13 protein-coding genes are annotated in these 13,947 nt (G+C 63.8%); 4 read left to right on the top strand and 9 right to left on the bottom strand.

Translation table 11 applies throughout. The features are described from left to right. Position 1: 1 nt before the first annotated feature. Complete coding sequence (locus tag IVB47_RS08405; protein WP_027566591.1) at positions 2 to 1,111, top strand: hypothetical protein; 1,110 nt, start codon at positions 2 to 4, stop codon at positions 1,109 to 1,111. A gap of 132 nt (positions 1,112 to 1,243) precedes the next feature. On the opposite strand, the gene IVB47_RS08400 is transcribed toward IVB47_RS08405, so the two are convergent. From IVB47_RS08400 to IVB47_RS08375, 6 genes are read right to left on the bottom strand one after another with little or no spacing between them, the layout of a single operon-like run. Further along, positions 1,244 to 1,729, bottom strand: a complete 486-nt coding sequence (locus IVB47_RS08400; protein WP_247436770.1) for a nucleoside deaminase — start codon at positions 1,727 to 1,729, stop codon at positions 1,244 to 1,246. A 13-nt stretch (positions 1,730 to 1,742) separates the two neighbouring features. Beyond that, the gene (locus IVB47_RS08395) at positions 1,743 to 3,275 is read right to left on the bottom strand and encodes an ABC transporter ATP-binding protein (RefSeq protein ID WP_247460971.1); all 1,533 of its coding nucleotides are present in this window, start codon (positions 3,273 to 3,275) and stop codon (positions 1,743 to 1,745) included. Then, complete coding sequence (locus IVB47_RS08390; RefSeq protein WP_247460969.1) at positions 3,272 to 3,955, bottom strand: isochorismatase family cysteine hydrolase; 684 nt, start codon at positions 3,953 to 3,955, stop codon at positions 3,272 to 3,274. The genes IVB47_RS08395 and IVB47_RS08390 overlap by 4 nt, the downstream gene beginning before the upstream one ends. 11 nt (positions 3,956 to 3,966) lie before the next feature. Next, positions 3,967 to 4,893, bottom strand: a complete 927-nt coding sequence (locus IVB47_RS08385; protein WP_007612833.1) for an ABC transporter permease — start codon at positions 4,891 to 4,893, stop codon at positions 3,967 to 3,969. A 1-nt stretch (position 4,894) separates the two neighbouring features. Beyond that, positions 4,895 to 6,007: an ABC transporter permease gene (locus IVB47_RS08380; protein WP_247460967.1), complete on the bottom strand. Its 1,113-nt coding sequence runs from the start codon at positions 6,005 to 6,007 to the stop codon at positions 4,895 to 4,897. Continuing rightward, positions 6,004 to 7,116, bottom strand: a complete 1,113-nt coding sequence (locus IVB47_RS08375) for a BMP family ABC transporter substrate-binding protein (protein ID WP_027566597.1) — start codon at positions 7,114 to 7,116, stop codon at positions 6,004 to 6,006. The genes IVB47_RS08380 and IVB47_RS08375 overlap by 4 nt, the downstream gene beginning before the upstream one ends. Before the next feature lie 403 nt (positions 7,117 to 7,519). Between IVB47_RS08375 and IVB47_RS08370 the strand changes: the two genes are divergently transcribed. Further along, positions 7,520 to 8,779 carry an allantoate amidohydrolase gene (locus IVB47_RS08370; protein WP_247460965.1) on the top strand — a complete coding sequence of 420 codons (1,260 nt, stop codon included), beginning with the start codon at positions 7,520 to 7,522 and terminating at the stop codon, positions 8,777 to 8,779. Between the two features lie 97 nt (positions 8,780 to 8,876). Further along, positions 8,877 to 10,250, top strand: a complete 1,374-nt coding sequence (locus tag IVB47_RS08365) for a hypothetical protein (protein ID WP_247460963.1) — start codon at positions 8,877 to 8,879, stop codon at positions 10,248 to 10,250. A 10-nt stretch (positions 10,251 to 10,260) separates the two neighbouring features. Here the strand turns inward: IVB47_RS08365 and IVB47_RS08360 are convergent, their stop codons facing one another. Both IVB47_RS08360 and IVB47_RS08355 read right to left on the bottom strand, forming a co-directional pair. Continuing rightward, positions 10,261 to 11,580 carry a dicarboxylate/amino acid:cation symporter gene (locus IVB47_RS08360; protein ID WP_247460961.1) on the bottom strand — a complete coding sequence of 440 codons (1,320 nt, stop codon included), beginning with the start codon at positions 11,578 to 11,580 and terminating at the stop codon, positions 10,261 to 10,263. Positions 11,581 to 11,796: 216 nt separating this feature from the next. Further along, entirely contained in the window at positions 11,797 to 12,018 is a 222-nt protein-coding gene (locus tag IVB47_RS08355) for a hypothetical protein (protein ID WP_247460959.1), read from the bottom strand. A gap of 350 nt (positions 12,019 to 12,368) precedes the next feature. Here IVB47_RS08355 and IVB47_RS08350 point away from each other — a divergent pair, with 350 nt between their 5' ends. Next, the gene (locus IVB47_RS08350; protein ID WP_027519316.1) at positions 12,369 to 12,551 is read left to right on the top strand and encodes a hypothetical protein; all 183 of its coding nucleotides are present in this window, start codon (positions 12,369 to 12,371) and stop codon (positions 12,549 to 12,551) included. An 18-nt stretch (positions 12,552 to 12,569) separates the two neighbouring features. Here IVB47_RS08350 and IVB47_RS08345 read toward each other — a convergent pair whose 3' ends face one another. Continuing rightward, positions 12,570 to 13,946: a VWA domain-containing protein gene (locus tag IVB47_RS08345; RefSeq protein WP_027566601.1), complete on the bottom strand. Its 1,377-nt coding sequence runs from the start codon at positions 13,944 to 13,946 to the stop codon at positions 12,570 to 12,572. Position 13,947 lies beyond the last annotated feature (1 nt).

Raw genomic sequence — 13,947 nt, 5'->3', positions numbered from 1 at the left:
GATGTCGTTTCGTATGAAGGCAGTTGCAGCGGCGGCGCTGTCACTTGCTACGCTCGCTACCGGTGGCATGGCTCAGGCAGCCGACTTGCCGGTCAAGGCTGCCAAGAAGGCGGCCGACCTTCCGTTCTTCCTGGTGATCGACGACCGCGTCACCTTCTCCTACATCTTCAATGCCTCGCAGCCCGGTGCGTTCACCAACACCAACGGTGTGATCAACGCCAAGACGACGAAGCAGGTCTACTCCTTCACCCACTTCGATGCCTGGACCTACGGCACCAACTTCTTCACCATCTCGATGTTCAAGTCGGACCACAACGATCCGGCAGGCCCCTGCACCGCCACAGGCGTGGTCGTTTCGCCGGCTGCGGGCTTCGCGGCGACGCCGACGAGCTGTGCCGGCGCGACAGAAATCTACGGCCTTTTCCGCTCGACCTTCGGCTGGAACGAGATCTTCAACACCAAGGCCTTCACGCAAGGCCCCCTGCACAACATCTCGTTCGAGGTTGGTATGGATGCCAACACGGAGAACCGGTATTTCGGCGCCGCCAAGCGCGACGTTGTCGCGGGTCTGCAGTTCGCCTTCGATCTTCCCTATAAGGGCTACTTCAACGTCGCGCCGCTGGTGTACTGGGAGTTCGCCAACCACAACTCCTTCTCGCAGTGCGGCGCCGGTTGGTCCGCTCCGTGTATTGCCGACGGCAACACGTCGTTCAAGCCGACCTGGGCGATCGAAACCAACTACTATATGGACCTCGGCTTCCTGCCGCAGAACATGCAGTATTTCTCGATCAGCGGCCGCGCGGCGTGGTACGGCAAGAAGGGCACCGACACTGAGCCGCTTCCCGCCAGCGTCGCCAACGGCGTCTATCCCACCAAGGTCGAGTTCAACTCCGAGCCAATCCGCCTGACCCTCGATGCCTCGAAGGCGATTTGGGGCGACAAGTACTCGCACTTCGTCGACGTCTGGGTCGCCTATCGCTACTGGCAGAACAAGTTCGGCCTCGATCACAACAATGCCTTTGCTTGCACCACCTTCGTCGGTGGTACGAAGGTGAGCACCGGATCCTGCACCGAGTCCTCGCTCTACTCCGGTATCACTGTGAAGTTCTAACCACCTGACACTCTTCAGGTGAATGACGATGACGCCGCGTCAAACCTCCGCGGCGTCATCTTCGTTTGGGGGCAAGAAGGTAGGGGATGAGCCGTGGGCGCAATCCGCTCTACGAAATTGAATTGGTGTTTGCTACTTCGTCCACACGCCATCGTGCAGCGCTTCGGCCTCGTCTTCGAGCAACGGCCCCGCAACGTCTGTCGGCCTCTGGCCACTGGCAAAGACCTCGCGGCAGGGCAGGTCTAGCGTCGGATTCTCCGGATGATCGCCGGTGATGCTGCGCAGGCGGTGTTCGCTGAGGCCATAGACGACTCGGCCGATGCCGGCCCAGTAGATCGCGCCGGCGCACATCGCGCAGGGCTCGGCGGAGGAATAGAGCGTGGCCTTCGCCAACACCTCGCGGCCGAGCGTGCGGCAGGCCTGCGTCGCGGCGAGACGCTCGGCATGCGCGGTGCCGTCGTGATCGGGCATGTAGCCGTTCTCGGCTTCGATCAGGACCTTGCCTTCCGCATCGACGACGATGCAACCGAAGGGATGGTTGCCGTGGGTGAGGGAACGGCGGGCGACCGCAAAGGAAAGGCGCAGGAAGTGCTCGTCGCGCTCGGACCCGCCGCTCATCGCTCTTCCCTGGTCAATGCCCCGCCATATGCCGGCCGACCACGGTGAGATCGGCTTCGCTGGTCCGTGCTTCATACACGAATTCGCCGTGGAACATCACCACCAGCCGATCGGAGAGTTCAAGGAGTTCGTCGAGGTCCTCGCTGACCAGCAGCACCGCGGCGCCGCGGTTGCGCGCGGCCATGATCTCGGCATGGATTTGCGCCACCGCTGCGAAATCGAGCCCGAAACAGGGATTGGCTGCGATCAGCACCTCGACGGCGCCGCCGAGTTCGCGCGCCAGCACGGCGCGCTGGACGTTGCCGCCCGACAGTGCCGAGATCGGCGTGTCGGGCGTGCGGGTCTTGATCTTGTACTGGGCGATCTTCTTCCTGGCGTCGACGCGGAAGGCACCGCGGTTGAGCCACCAGCCGAAGCTAGCGAAAGGCGCGCGGTCGAACTCGCGAAAGGCGATGTTGTTGGCGACGCTCATGCCGCCGACACATGCGTTCTTCAACGGCTCCTCCGGCAGGAGTGACATGTTGTGCCGCCGCATCTCCTCGCGGCTGGCGTGATAGGGATCGCCGGAGACACGGATCTCGCCACTCTCGGCTTCGCGCTGGCCGGCCAGCACCTCGACGAGCTGGCGCTGACCGTTGCCGGAGACGCCGGCGATGCCGACGATCTCGCCGGCGCGGACCGTGAGGGAGACATCATGAACGGCGATGGCGCCGGCGTCGTCGCGCGCGCGCATCTTCGCCAGCTCCAGCCTCGCCTTGCCGGCCTCTCCGGTGCGGGGCGGCTGCACCGTCAGCTCCTCGGCGCCGATCATGGTGCGCGCCATCGCGTCCGGCGTCAGTTCGGACACCTTGCCGGCACCGGCGAGCTTGCCGCGGCGCAGGATCGTGACGTCGTCGGCGAAGGCCATGACCTCGCGGAACTTGTGCGTGATCATCAGGATGGTCAGCTCGCCCTTGACCACCATGTCGCGGAGCATGCCGAGCACCTCGTCGGCTTCCGCAGGCGTCAGCACCGAAGTCGGCTCGTCCAGGATCAGGAAGCGGCGCTTCAGGTAGAGCTGCTTGAGGATCTCGCATTTCTGCCGCTCGCCCGCGGAGATGTCGGCGACTTTTGAGCTGAGCGGTACCTTGAATGGCATGCGCGCGAGAAAGGCCTCGAGCTCCTTCATCTCTTTCGGCCAGCTCACGACAGCCGGCACGTCATCGCGCGCCAGCACCAGATTTTCGGCGACCGTCATCGCCGGCACCAGCGTGAAATGCTGGTAAACCATGCCGAGGCCGAGGGCGTGGGCGTCCTTTGGATTGCCGATCGCCTGTTCGCGGCCCCCGACGAGGATGTCGCCTTCGGTGGCGTGATAGTAGCCCATGATGCATTTGACCAGGGTCGACTTGCCGGCGCCGTTCTCGCCGAGCAGCGCATGGAACGAACCCGGCCGCACTTTCAGCGCGACATTGTCCAGCGCCAGGAAATCACCGAAGCGCATGGTCATGGCGATGGCATCGACGCCGAAGGCGCCCGATGGCGGCGGCGTTTCGCCGACGATCACGAAATCGCTCCGATGAAAGCGTCGGACGTCGAGACCGCGCCGAACACGCCGCCCTGCATCTTGATCATCTTCAGCGCGTGGTCATGGTTGCTCTTGTCGGTCGCGCCGCAGCAATCGTGCAGCAGCACGCATTCGAAGCCGCGGTCGTTGGCCTCGCGCATGGTGGTGTGAACGCAGACGTCGGTAGTGATCCCAGTGAGCACGATGTTCTCGATGCCGCGCACGCGCAGGATCAGCTCCAGATCGGTGGCGCAGAACGAGCCCTTGCCGGGCTTGTCGATGATGGGTTCGCCGGGCAGCGGCGCGAGCTCCGGGATGATGTCCCACCCGGCCTCTCCGCGCACCAGGATGCGGCCGCAGGGGCCCGGATCGCCGATGCCGGCGCCGATCTGCCGGGACCGCCAGCGCTTGTTGGCGGGCAAATCCGAGAGATCGGGACGGTGGCCTTCGCGGGTGTGGATGATGTGAAAGCCTTGGCCCCGCATGGCCGTCAGCAGTCTCTTGATCGGCTCGATTGGCGCCCGCGTCAGTGAGAGGTCGTAGCCCATCTTGTCGACATAGCCGCCGACGCCGCAGAAATCGGTCTGCATGTCGATGATGATGAGCGCGGTATTCTCGGAACGGAGATCGCCGCTATAGGGCCAGGCATAGGGCTCGGACTTGATGGTGCGCTCGGGCATGATTTCGCTTCCTAGCGGGTGATCGACAATTCGGCCGGGGCTCCGGTCAGCGTGCGTTTCGGCGAGCAGGTGATGATCATGATCGCCAGCGTCAGGATGTAGGGGGCGGCGTTGAAGAGGTGGTAGCCGGAGGTGACGCCGACCGATTGCAGCGCCGGGCCCAGTGCTGCAGCACCGCCAAAGGCGAGCGAGGCCCACAGACAGAGCAAGGGATCCCAGCGCGCGAAGATCACGAGTGCAACCGCCGTAATGCCCTGGCCCGAGGACAGGCCCTCGTTCCAGCTTCCGGGATAGAACAGCGACAGGAAGGAACCGCCGATTCCGGCAAGGAAGCCGCCGACCATGGTTGCGCGCAGGCGGATCAGCAGCACGGAGTGGCCCATCGCACGCGCGGCGTCCGAACTCTCGCCGGCGGTGCGGATCAGGAGGCCCCAGCGCGTAGTCCGGAAGGCCCAGTAGAGAATTGGGGCGAGCGCGACGCCGATCAGGAACAGCACGTTGACCCGTAGGGCCGCGCGCACCTGCGGAATATCGCTCCACCAGCCGAAATCGATTGCGGGCAGTCGAGGTGCCGTCGGCTCGATCAACGGTTTGCCGAGGTAGAAAGCTAGTCCGGTGCCGAACAACATCAGCGCGATGCCGACCGCGACGTCGTTGACGCGCGGCAGCGAGCAGATGCCGGCATGCAGCGCGCCCAGAAGCGCACCGGTGATGCCAGCGGCGAGCACGCCCAGCCACGGCGATCCCGTGAGATAGGAAATGCCATAGGCGCTCATCGCGCCCATCACCAGCGTGCCTTCGAGGCCGAGATTGATGCGGCCGGAGCGCTCGGTGATGCATTCGCCCAGGCTCACGAACAGGAACGGGGTCGAGACGCGAATGGCGCCGCCGAGCACGGCGAGCGGGACGGTCCAGAGTCCGATCGAGCCGTCTGCCATTTCAGGACTTTCCCTTCAGAAACCCGATGCGGCCGTAAAGCGCATCGCTGGCCAGCACGAAGACGAAGATGATGCCTTGCAGCACCAGCACGGATGCATCCGGTAATCCGAGGCGGCGCTGCAACAGCCCGCCGCTGGCGCTGATACCACCGAGCAGGATCGCGACGGGGATAATGGCGAGCGGATTTTGTCGCGCCAGGAAGGCGACGAGAATCCCTGTAAAGCCGTAGCCTGCGGCGAGGTTGGCGTTGGTGCGCCCCTGCACGGCGGCGACCTCGACCATGCCGGCAAGGCCAGCGGCGCCGCCGGCGAGGAAGCAGATGGTCAGGATCAGCTTGCTGACATTGAGGCCGACGATCTTCGCAGCGCGGATGTTGCCGCCGGCAACACGCGCGGCGAAGCCGAACACGGTGTGATAGATCAGGATATAGGCGGCGATCGCGGCGATCAGGCCGAACACGAGACCCCAATGCACGTCGGTGCCGGGGATCGATCCGATCAAGTTGGCCGCGCCGATCTCGCGGGTTGACGGCTTGTTGAGGCTCGCGGGGTCGCGCATCACGCCTTCGACGAGATGGTTGAGGACCGCGAGTGCGATGTAGACGAGCAGCAGGCTCGAGATCGTCTCGTTGACGCCGCGATATTGCCGCAGCGCGCCCGAAAGCATGACCCACAGGCCGCCGCCGATCACGCCGGCGACGATCATGGCGATCTGCACGATGAGCGGCGGCATGCCCTGAAGCACCAGTGCTGCGCTGGTTGCCGACAGCGCGCCGATCAGGAGTGCGCCTTCGCCGCCGATGATGACCATGCCAAGCTGTGCGGGCAGCGCCGTGCAGAGTGCGGTAAGGATCAGCGGCGCCGCGCGCGTGAGTGTGTTCTGCCATGAGAACCAGGTGCCGAACGCGCCGTAGTACATGTAGAAATAGAGGTCGAGCGGGCTCTTGCCGAACATTGCGACGAAGATGCCGAAGACCCCGAGCGCGCCGGCCAGCGCCGCGCCCGGGATCAGGATATATTCGATCGCTCCGCCGTGACGTTGGAGGAATCCCGGATCGGCGGCCGGGGCCACCGTCCCGACCGCTTCAACGAGATCCGCAGCTTCCGTCGTCACGAAGTTGCCCCGACCACGCCCTCCACGAGATAGTCCATCTTCTCGAGCTCGGGATCCTTCTGGCCGCGATCGGTGCCGGCTGCGATCACCGTCTTGCCCTTGTTGTCGACCAGGCCTCCCTTGAAGATGGCGTAGCCGTCACCGGACAAGAACTTGGCCTTGACGTCGTCGGCGTGCTTGCGCGCCTCGGCCGAGACCGCTTCGCCATAGGGCGAGGTCTTGACGATTTCCTCCTTGAGGCCGCCGCGATAGAAGTTCGGGATGCTCTCGCCGGCGGCGATCATCTTGACGAACTTGGGGTACAACGCTTCCCAGTTCCACTCGGCTCCCGTGAGATACGCCTTTGGCGCGAGTGGCGACTGGTTGACGTGATAGCCGCACACCATGGCGCCCCGGCGCGCGGCGTTCTCGACCATGGTCTTCGGACCGTCGACATGGCAGGTGAGGACGTCGACGCCCTGGTCGATCAGGCTGTTGGTGGCCTCGGCTTCCTTGACCGGCATCGACCAGTCACCGGTGAAGATGACCTGCGTAGTGGCCTTGGGATTGGCAAGCCTCGCGCCGAGCGCGAAGGCGTTGATGTTGCGCAGCACCTGCGGGATCGGCTTGGCGGCGACGAAGCCGAGTTTGCCGCTCTTGGAGCTATAGCCGGCGACGATGCCCGAGATATACTGGGCTTCATCGATATAGCCGAAATAGCTGCCGGCGTTCTTTGGGTCCTTGTCGCTCCACAGGCCGCCGCAGTGCTCGAAGTGCAGCTTCGGGAATTTGTTGGCCATCTTGACCATGTGCGGATTGTAGTAACCGAACGAGGTCGGGAAGAGCAGGGTGGCACCGTCGAGATTGATCATCGACTCGATCGTCTTCTCGACCGCGTCGGTCTCCGGCACCTTCTCTTCTTCCACGACCTTGAGGCCGGGAATCTTCTTCAGCGCCGCCGCGCCCTGCGCATGCGCCTGATTGTAGCCGTAGTCGTCGCGCGAGCCGACATAGATGAAACCGATCGTCGTCTCGGCCGCAAAGGACGGGCGGGCGCCGGCCGCCGCGCCGAGCGTGAGGGCCGCACTGCCCTGCAACAAATGACGTCGTGAGATCCTGCCAAATTCCATTGCTTGCTCCCCTTGGCGGATGCACCGCCTCATCTCGCGCTGCGCCGGTCTGGCGGAGCCCGGGATCAATTGTCGCAAGCTTCGTGCCAGAGGTTGCCGAGAGAGAATCTTTGATTAAGCCATTGAAATAAATTAGGTATCTTCGGCAATTCGAGCTTGATCAGGAAAGCAGCAGATGAAATTATAGGCAATATTTTATAGTTGTATGCAATGGAGTTAAGCAGTCTTAACCGGCCTGGACATGTGCATGACGAGGGCCGGGTGGTCTGCCGGCGACCGCATTCATGCTAACCACGCGCTGATTGGAACGGTGTCGGCCGCGTGATTTCGCTGGCACCGAACTTGAATCGATTGCGCCAGGACCGCCGTCGCCGCGGTCCCAAGAGATGGAAAGCTCGCCGAGATGGCTGCTGGTAACGCCGTTCACACTGGTTCGCTCGGCGAAGAGATCGTGCGAGGGATCAATGAGCTCGCGGCGATCTCGGAAGAAGGCGACAAGCTCACCCGCATCTATCTGACCAGCGAGCTGCGCAAGGCGGCGGACCTCATCCTGAGCTGGATGCGCGACGCCGGCATGAGTGCGCGTCTCGACGCGATCGGCAATGTCTGCGGGCGCTATGAAGGCGAGCGGCCGGGCGCGCCCTCCCTGATGCTCGGCTCGCACTACGACACCGTGCGCGATGCCGGCAAATGGGACGGGCCGTTGGGCGTGATCACGGCGATCGCCTGCGTCGCCGATCTCAACCGCCGCGGCAAGCGCCTCCCGTTCGCGATCGAAATCGTCGGTTTTGCTGATGAGGAAGGGGTGCGCTTTGCTTCGACCTTGCTCGGCAGCCGCGCGGTCGCCGGCACCTTTGACGAGAGCGCCCTCAACACACGCGACCGCGATGGCGTGTCCATGCGCGACGCGCTGGTGCAGTTCGGGCTCGACCCCGATCATATTGGCGCGGCCGCGCGAGCCCGGCGCGAACTGCTTGCCTATCTCGAGCTGCACATCGAGCAAGGGCCGGTGCTGGAAGCACAAAACCTGCCCGTCGGCGTGGTCACCGCGATTGCGGGCGCGACACGGCTTGCCGCGCGGCTGACCGGCATGGCGGGGCACGCAGGCACGGTGCCGATGGCGCTCAGGCGCGATGCGTTGGCGGGCGCGGCCGAATGTATCGGCGCGATCGAACAGTTTTGCCGCACCGACGAGGACGGACTCGTCGGCACCGTCGGCTACATCCAGGCGAGGCCCGGCGCGACCAACGTCATTCCGGGCGAGGTGTCGTTCACCATCGACATGCGGGCACCGACCGACATGCACCGCAAGCGCGCGGTCGCCGATGTCGTCAGGCAGATCGAAGCCATCGCAAAGCGCCGTCAACTGTCGCTTCAGCTCGACGTCACCCACGAGAACCGCACCGCGCCGTGCGCGCCCTGGCTGAAGGAGCAGATCGCGCAGGCAATCAAGGCGGAGGGGTTTTCCGTGTTCGAGCTGCCGAGCGGGGCCGGGCATGATGGCATGGCCATGATCGATATTGCCGATGTCGGCATGATCTTCGTCCGCTGCCGCAGCGGCATCAGCCATCACCCGGACGAGCATGTCGAGCTAGCCGACGCCGATGCCGGCGCGCGGGTGTTGCTGCGGCTGATCGAGAATTTTCGGCCCCGGCAAGGCTAAACTGAGCCCGCAAGTCACGGGATAGAGACACGAATCAGACAGGTCTAGAGCCGCGACGGCCTCCCGCCGAACCACGAGACACCATTCGACGGCGCCTATGAACAGCGGCATCTCTTTTCCATCCCATCGCGAAAACCGATTTTACCAGGGTGTGGCGGCGCCCTTCGTCGCCAACGCGCTCCAAGCCGTGAACTTTCTCGGTGATCGATTCCTGAGGCAGTCGCATCATCCGTTCACGGCCATCGAGGACCTTTACCGGCACTCGATGGACAGCGCCTTTGCGGTGACTGAGTCCTTTCTCGTCACGGGCGCGCCGCACGCCTCTGCGTATTATCCGCGCGACTTTGCCTGGTTCTATCCCGACGTCCTCGACCCCGACACCATCATCGATTCGCAGGATGCGGTGCGGCGGGCTCGTCTGCTCGACAAGAGCGTCCGCCTGCTGCTGGAAGCGGTTCGCGCCAACGTCGTCACGACGACGATCGTCCCGGCTGGGCGCGCCAGGTATCTTGGCGTGAACTATTTCTCGCGCCCCTCGGATACGCTGCTCGGCATTCTGGCCGGCCTGCGGCAGATGATCTCTGCCGAGGAGAGAGGGGCATCCTATCTGGCGATGTCGCAATGCGCGCATGCCGGCCGCCTGCTGCTGGCCGAATCTTGCGGTGATCTGAAGCGCGCGATCCTCCAGCTCGCAAGCGAGCTCGAACCGTTCAATGATGATGGCTCCACCTATTTGCTGTGCGACGCCAGTGCTCCGCGCTCCGCGGCAACGGACACGCGCGCCGAGCGCAGGCGTTTCGTCACCAATGCCTGCGTTCACACGACGTACGTGTGGGGCGTGCAGCTCGGAATCGTCAACGAGAACGAGCTGAAGCGGCTGCTCGGACGCGACCTGGCGCAGTACAAGAGGGACCTGCTCCGCCTGTTCGGCAAGGGCGGCCATATCAGGCATTCTCTTGATGGCCCCACGGGCTCGCCGGTGTCCTCGGTCGCGCTGGATTTCGTCAATGTGCATCGCGGCTTCTGGGATATGAGCGAGGAAAGCGAGCGCGCGCTGTTCGCGGCCACGGCGGATCTGATCATTGCGGAGCCGCGCTTTCGCATCCCCGGCACATTCCACTTCCTGGTGTCCGCGGATAATCCGCGGAATAAGATGATCCACAAGATCGCGGCTCCCGCCTACCAGGGACGGTCCTCCTGGCCGACGTTCAACGTCGAGTTCGCGGATCGCATGCTGGAGTACGACGAATTCTCGGGGAGCAATACTTACCGTTCCTGCGCCCAGGGAATTCTGAAGGACATTCGCACCGCGACCCAAGTCCACGGCGGCTATCAGGAACTGATCTCGGAGCAGGGCCTGAAATATCGCACCTGGGCCTACAAGGGCGCCGTGGCCCACTCCTGGTTTCCGCGTTTCCTCTCCGTCTGGAGGAGAGCGCATGGAAGGCCGCTCCTCCAGTGGAATGACTGAACGGCGGTCATTACCCCGCCGTCATGTCCACGAGTTCGCCGCCGTCGAGGACCTTGGCCGCCTTGGCGCGGTCGAGGTCGCCTTCCCAGGCGGCCACCACCACGGTGGCAACGCAGTTGCCGGTGAGGTTGCCGACCGCGCGAGCCATGCCGATGAACCAGTCGACCGACAAGACCAGCACGAGGCCGATCGCAGGGATGCTCGGCACCGCGTTCAGCGTCGCCGCCAGAATCACGATCGCGGAGCCCGGTACGCCATGCGCGCCCTTCGAGGTGATCAGGGAGACGCCGAGCACCAGCAGGAGGTCGCCGAATGACAGCGGCGTGTTGGTCGCCTGCGCGATGAAGACGACCGCAAGCGTCAGGTAGATCGAGAACGCGTCGAGATTAAAGGAATATCCGGTCGGGATCACCAGGCCGACCACGGAATCCTTTACGCCCATCCGCTCCAGCTTCTTCATGATCTGCGGCAGCACGGCGTCCGACGAGGCGGTCGCGAGCACGATGGTCAACTCCTCGCGCAGGTAGGCGAGGAATTTGAGGATGTTGATGCCGGCGAGCGCCATGACGCCGCCGAGCACGCCCAGCACGAAGATGCCGACCGAGACGTAGAACAGCGCCACCAGTGAGACGAGCTGCTTGAGCGAGCCGACGCCGTATTTGCCGACGGTGTAGGCGACTGCGCCGAGCACGCCAAGTGGAGCGACGCGGACGATAAGCCCCATGACGCGGAACAGTACGGTTGAGGCGGCATCGATCATCGAGGTGACGAGCTTGCCTTTCTCACCGCCGACCAGTGCGAGGCCTACGCCGAACAGCACGGCGAAGAACAGCACCTGGAGCACGTCGTTGCGCGACAACGCGTCGAACGAGGTGCTCGGGATCACGTTGAGGAGGAAGGAGCCGATGCCGCCGCCCTGAAGCTTGTGGGCGTTGTCGGCATAGGTATTGAGGGCCTTGGCGTCCAGCGTCGAAGGGTCGATGTTCATGCCGTGGCCGGGGCCGAAAGTGTAGGCCAGGATGAGACCGACCACGAGCGCGACTGTGGTCATCACCTCGAAATAGACCAGCGCCTTGACGCCGACCCGTCCGACCTTCTTGAGGTCGCCCGCACCGGCAATGCCGTGCACGACGACGCAGAACACGATCGGCGCCACGATCATCGAAATCAGCTTCAGGAAGGCGTCGCTCAGAATCTTGAGCGAGATGGCAAAATCCGGCGCGGCCACGCCGAGAATGATGCCGAGGATCAGCGCGGCCAGGACCTGGACGAACAGCGATGTATAGAGCGGCTTTGGCTCGGCAGCCGGGGCCGCGGCAATGGTCGACATGGTGACTCCCCCATTTTGACGACGTCTCGATCGTCGAAAGGAGCAACTAGCGTGCCAGATTGTCGCGGTTTCCGCTGAGGAGGAGGTCTATTTGGTCGCTTTTGCGGTGCGACTGGGCATCCGCATCGGCACCGGGCCACCGTTCGAGCTGCCATCGGTCACATGGACAGGCGATTTTGCGGTGGTACCGTCATGTTCCGCACGGGGGTGGCCGTGTCACGCCGCCAGATCCAGCAGCCGACACGATCCGCGTACCAGCACCTTGCGTCCATTCGGCGTCATGACCGGCACACCGTCGCAGACGACGACAAGACCGAGCTTGACGAGGCTCCCGATGAGATAGGCCTTGGAAAGGCGACCGTTCGACACCGGGTTGCGAAGCGCCTTCAGAACATCCCATTGGTCCGGCGAAAGATCGAAGTCGATGTCGTTGCTCATGTTGCCTCAAGCGGTAGTGCCGTTCGTGCGCCTCTGTTAGAGGCGCTGCATGAAGACCGTGCGACGACAATGAGTCGGGAATTCGGTGAGGTGTTTAGAACTCCTCTTCACAAATTGCTGCACGCCATTGCGCCACAAGCGTTAAGACCGCTCGATCACGAGGACCGTCCGGAGCCTCGATCACATATTGATGATGTGGGCTTCATATTGGTCGGCGAACCACCGCACTGCACGGGAAGCGCTGCTGTCCCATTCTGCGTCGCAATATGCACAGAAATCATGAGACGAACGGTTCGGGATTCTGTACGCTGATTCACGGGGAATGGCTTCACAGGGCAGGAGTGGAGTGCATGAACAGACTAGTCGAAATTCGTAGTCAGGAATCCCTGTGCCGGGAGCGCGCCGCGCTTGATTTCCAGCGCCGGGTTTTCTGGCTTGCGCAAGCTCAGGAATGGGAGCAGCGCGCGCTTGACGAGATCGCCTATCATTTCCGGGAGTGCAATGTGGCTCAGACGGAGCTGATGCGAAACTGACGTCGGCTTGGGTAAGGCCTACTGATAAGTCGCCACAATATCGGACACCGCGCGCTCGAGCTGCTGCGCGGTGGCGCACTGGCGCACCACGCTGCAGAAGGTCGCATAACGCGGCATCTCGGAATCGCCAAAGCCCCAGGCGAGACGTCCTTCGGGATTGAGCCACACCAGTCGCTTCGAGCGCTCAGAGATGCGGCGCAGGATGTCGGCGCGCGGATCGAGATTGTTGCTGCGGGCATCGCCCAGCACGATCACCGTGGTCTGCGGCGTCAGCGTGCTCATAAACTCCTTGTCGAAATCGGCCAGCGAAGAGCCGTAGTCGGAGGAGCCGAAGCCGACCTTGGACATGATCTCGGCCATCGCCTCTTCCGGCGGTTTCGATTCCAGGACGTCGCTGACTTCGATCAGATGCGAGGAGAAGGCGAAGGAATGGACGTCGTCGACCACCTCGTGCAGCGAGTGGATCAGGAGCAGGAAGAAATCCGAGACCTGCGCGACCGAGCCCGAGACGTCGCAGAGCGCCACGATCTTCGGCCGGTCGCGATGCTTGCGCTTCCAGGCCGTGAGAAAGGGGATGCCGCCCCAGGCGGCGTTGCGGCGCAGCGTGCGGCGGACGTCGAGATGACCGCGCCGCTGGCGCTTGCGTGGCTTCGAATAGCGCTCGCGCAGGCGCCGCGCGATCTGGCGGATGAGAGCGCGCATTTCCGCGACATGGCGCCGCTCGATGCGGGCAAGCGGCGCGTTGCGCAGAATCTCGTTGCGGAGGTTTTCAGCCTCCTCGCGGGCATAGAGCGCAAGCCCCTGCGCGACAGTGTCGCGAACGGCGTCGCGCAAGCCATCGAGCGCGGCGCGAAGCCGCTCGGCCAGTGCCGGATTGGTCGCGGTCAGCTCGTCGAGATCGTCGCGTAGCCGCTGGAGCCCCATGGCGTCGAGGATGCGGCTGGAGAAGATGCCGCGCTGGGTGGAGTAGCGGATGTCGGACAGGGAGGCCGCACCTGAGGCGCTGGCGATCGCGGCGGTGATCGCGTTGCGATCCTGCGACAGCAGCATTTGCGCCAGGGGGCCCAATTCTGCGGGAGGCGAACCGCCGCTCGCATCGCTGGCCTCGCCGGATGACGGAGATTGATCTGCGTCCTCCGAAACATCGTTGCTGTCGGCTTCAGGCTGTTCCTGCCGCGGCTCCGGCTGGCTGAAGAACAGATCGAAGCAGTCACCAAGCGCAAGCTTTTCGTCCTGCGACTTGGCGAGCGTCAGAAGGAGCGCATCGCGCAGAATGGTCCGGTCGGAAACGCCGACCTGCGCGACCGCACGCATCGCATCGATGCTTTCGGCCGGCGAGACATGGACCCCGGCGCCCCGTGCCGCACGGAAGAAGCGATGAATATTCTCGCGCATC

The organism is Bradyrhizobium sp. 62 (assembly GCF_023073035.1).
GTDB lineage: Bacteria > Pseudomonadota > Alphaproteobacteria > Rhizobiales > Xanthobacteraceae > Bradyrhizobium.
This window is presented reverse-complemented; position numbering and strand designations above follow the sequence as displayed.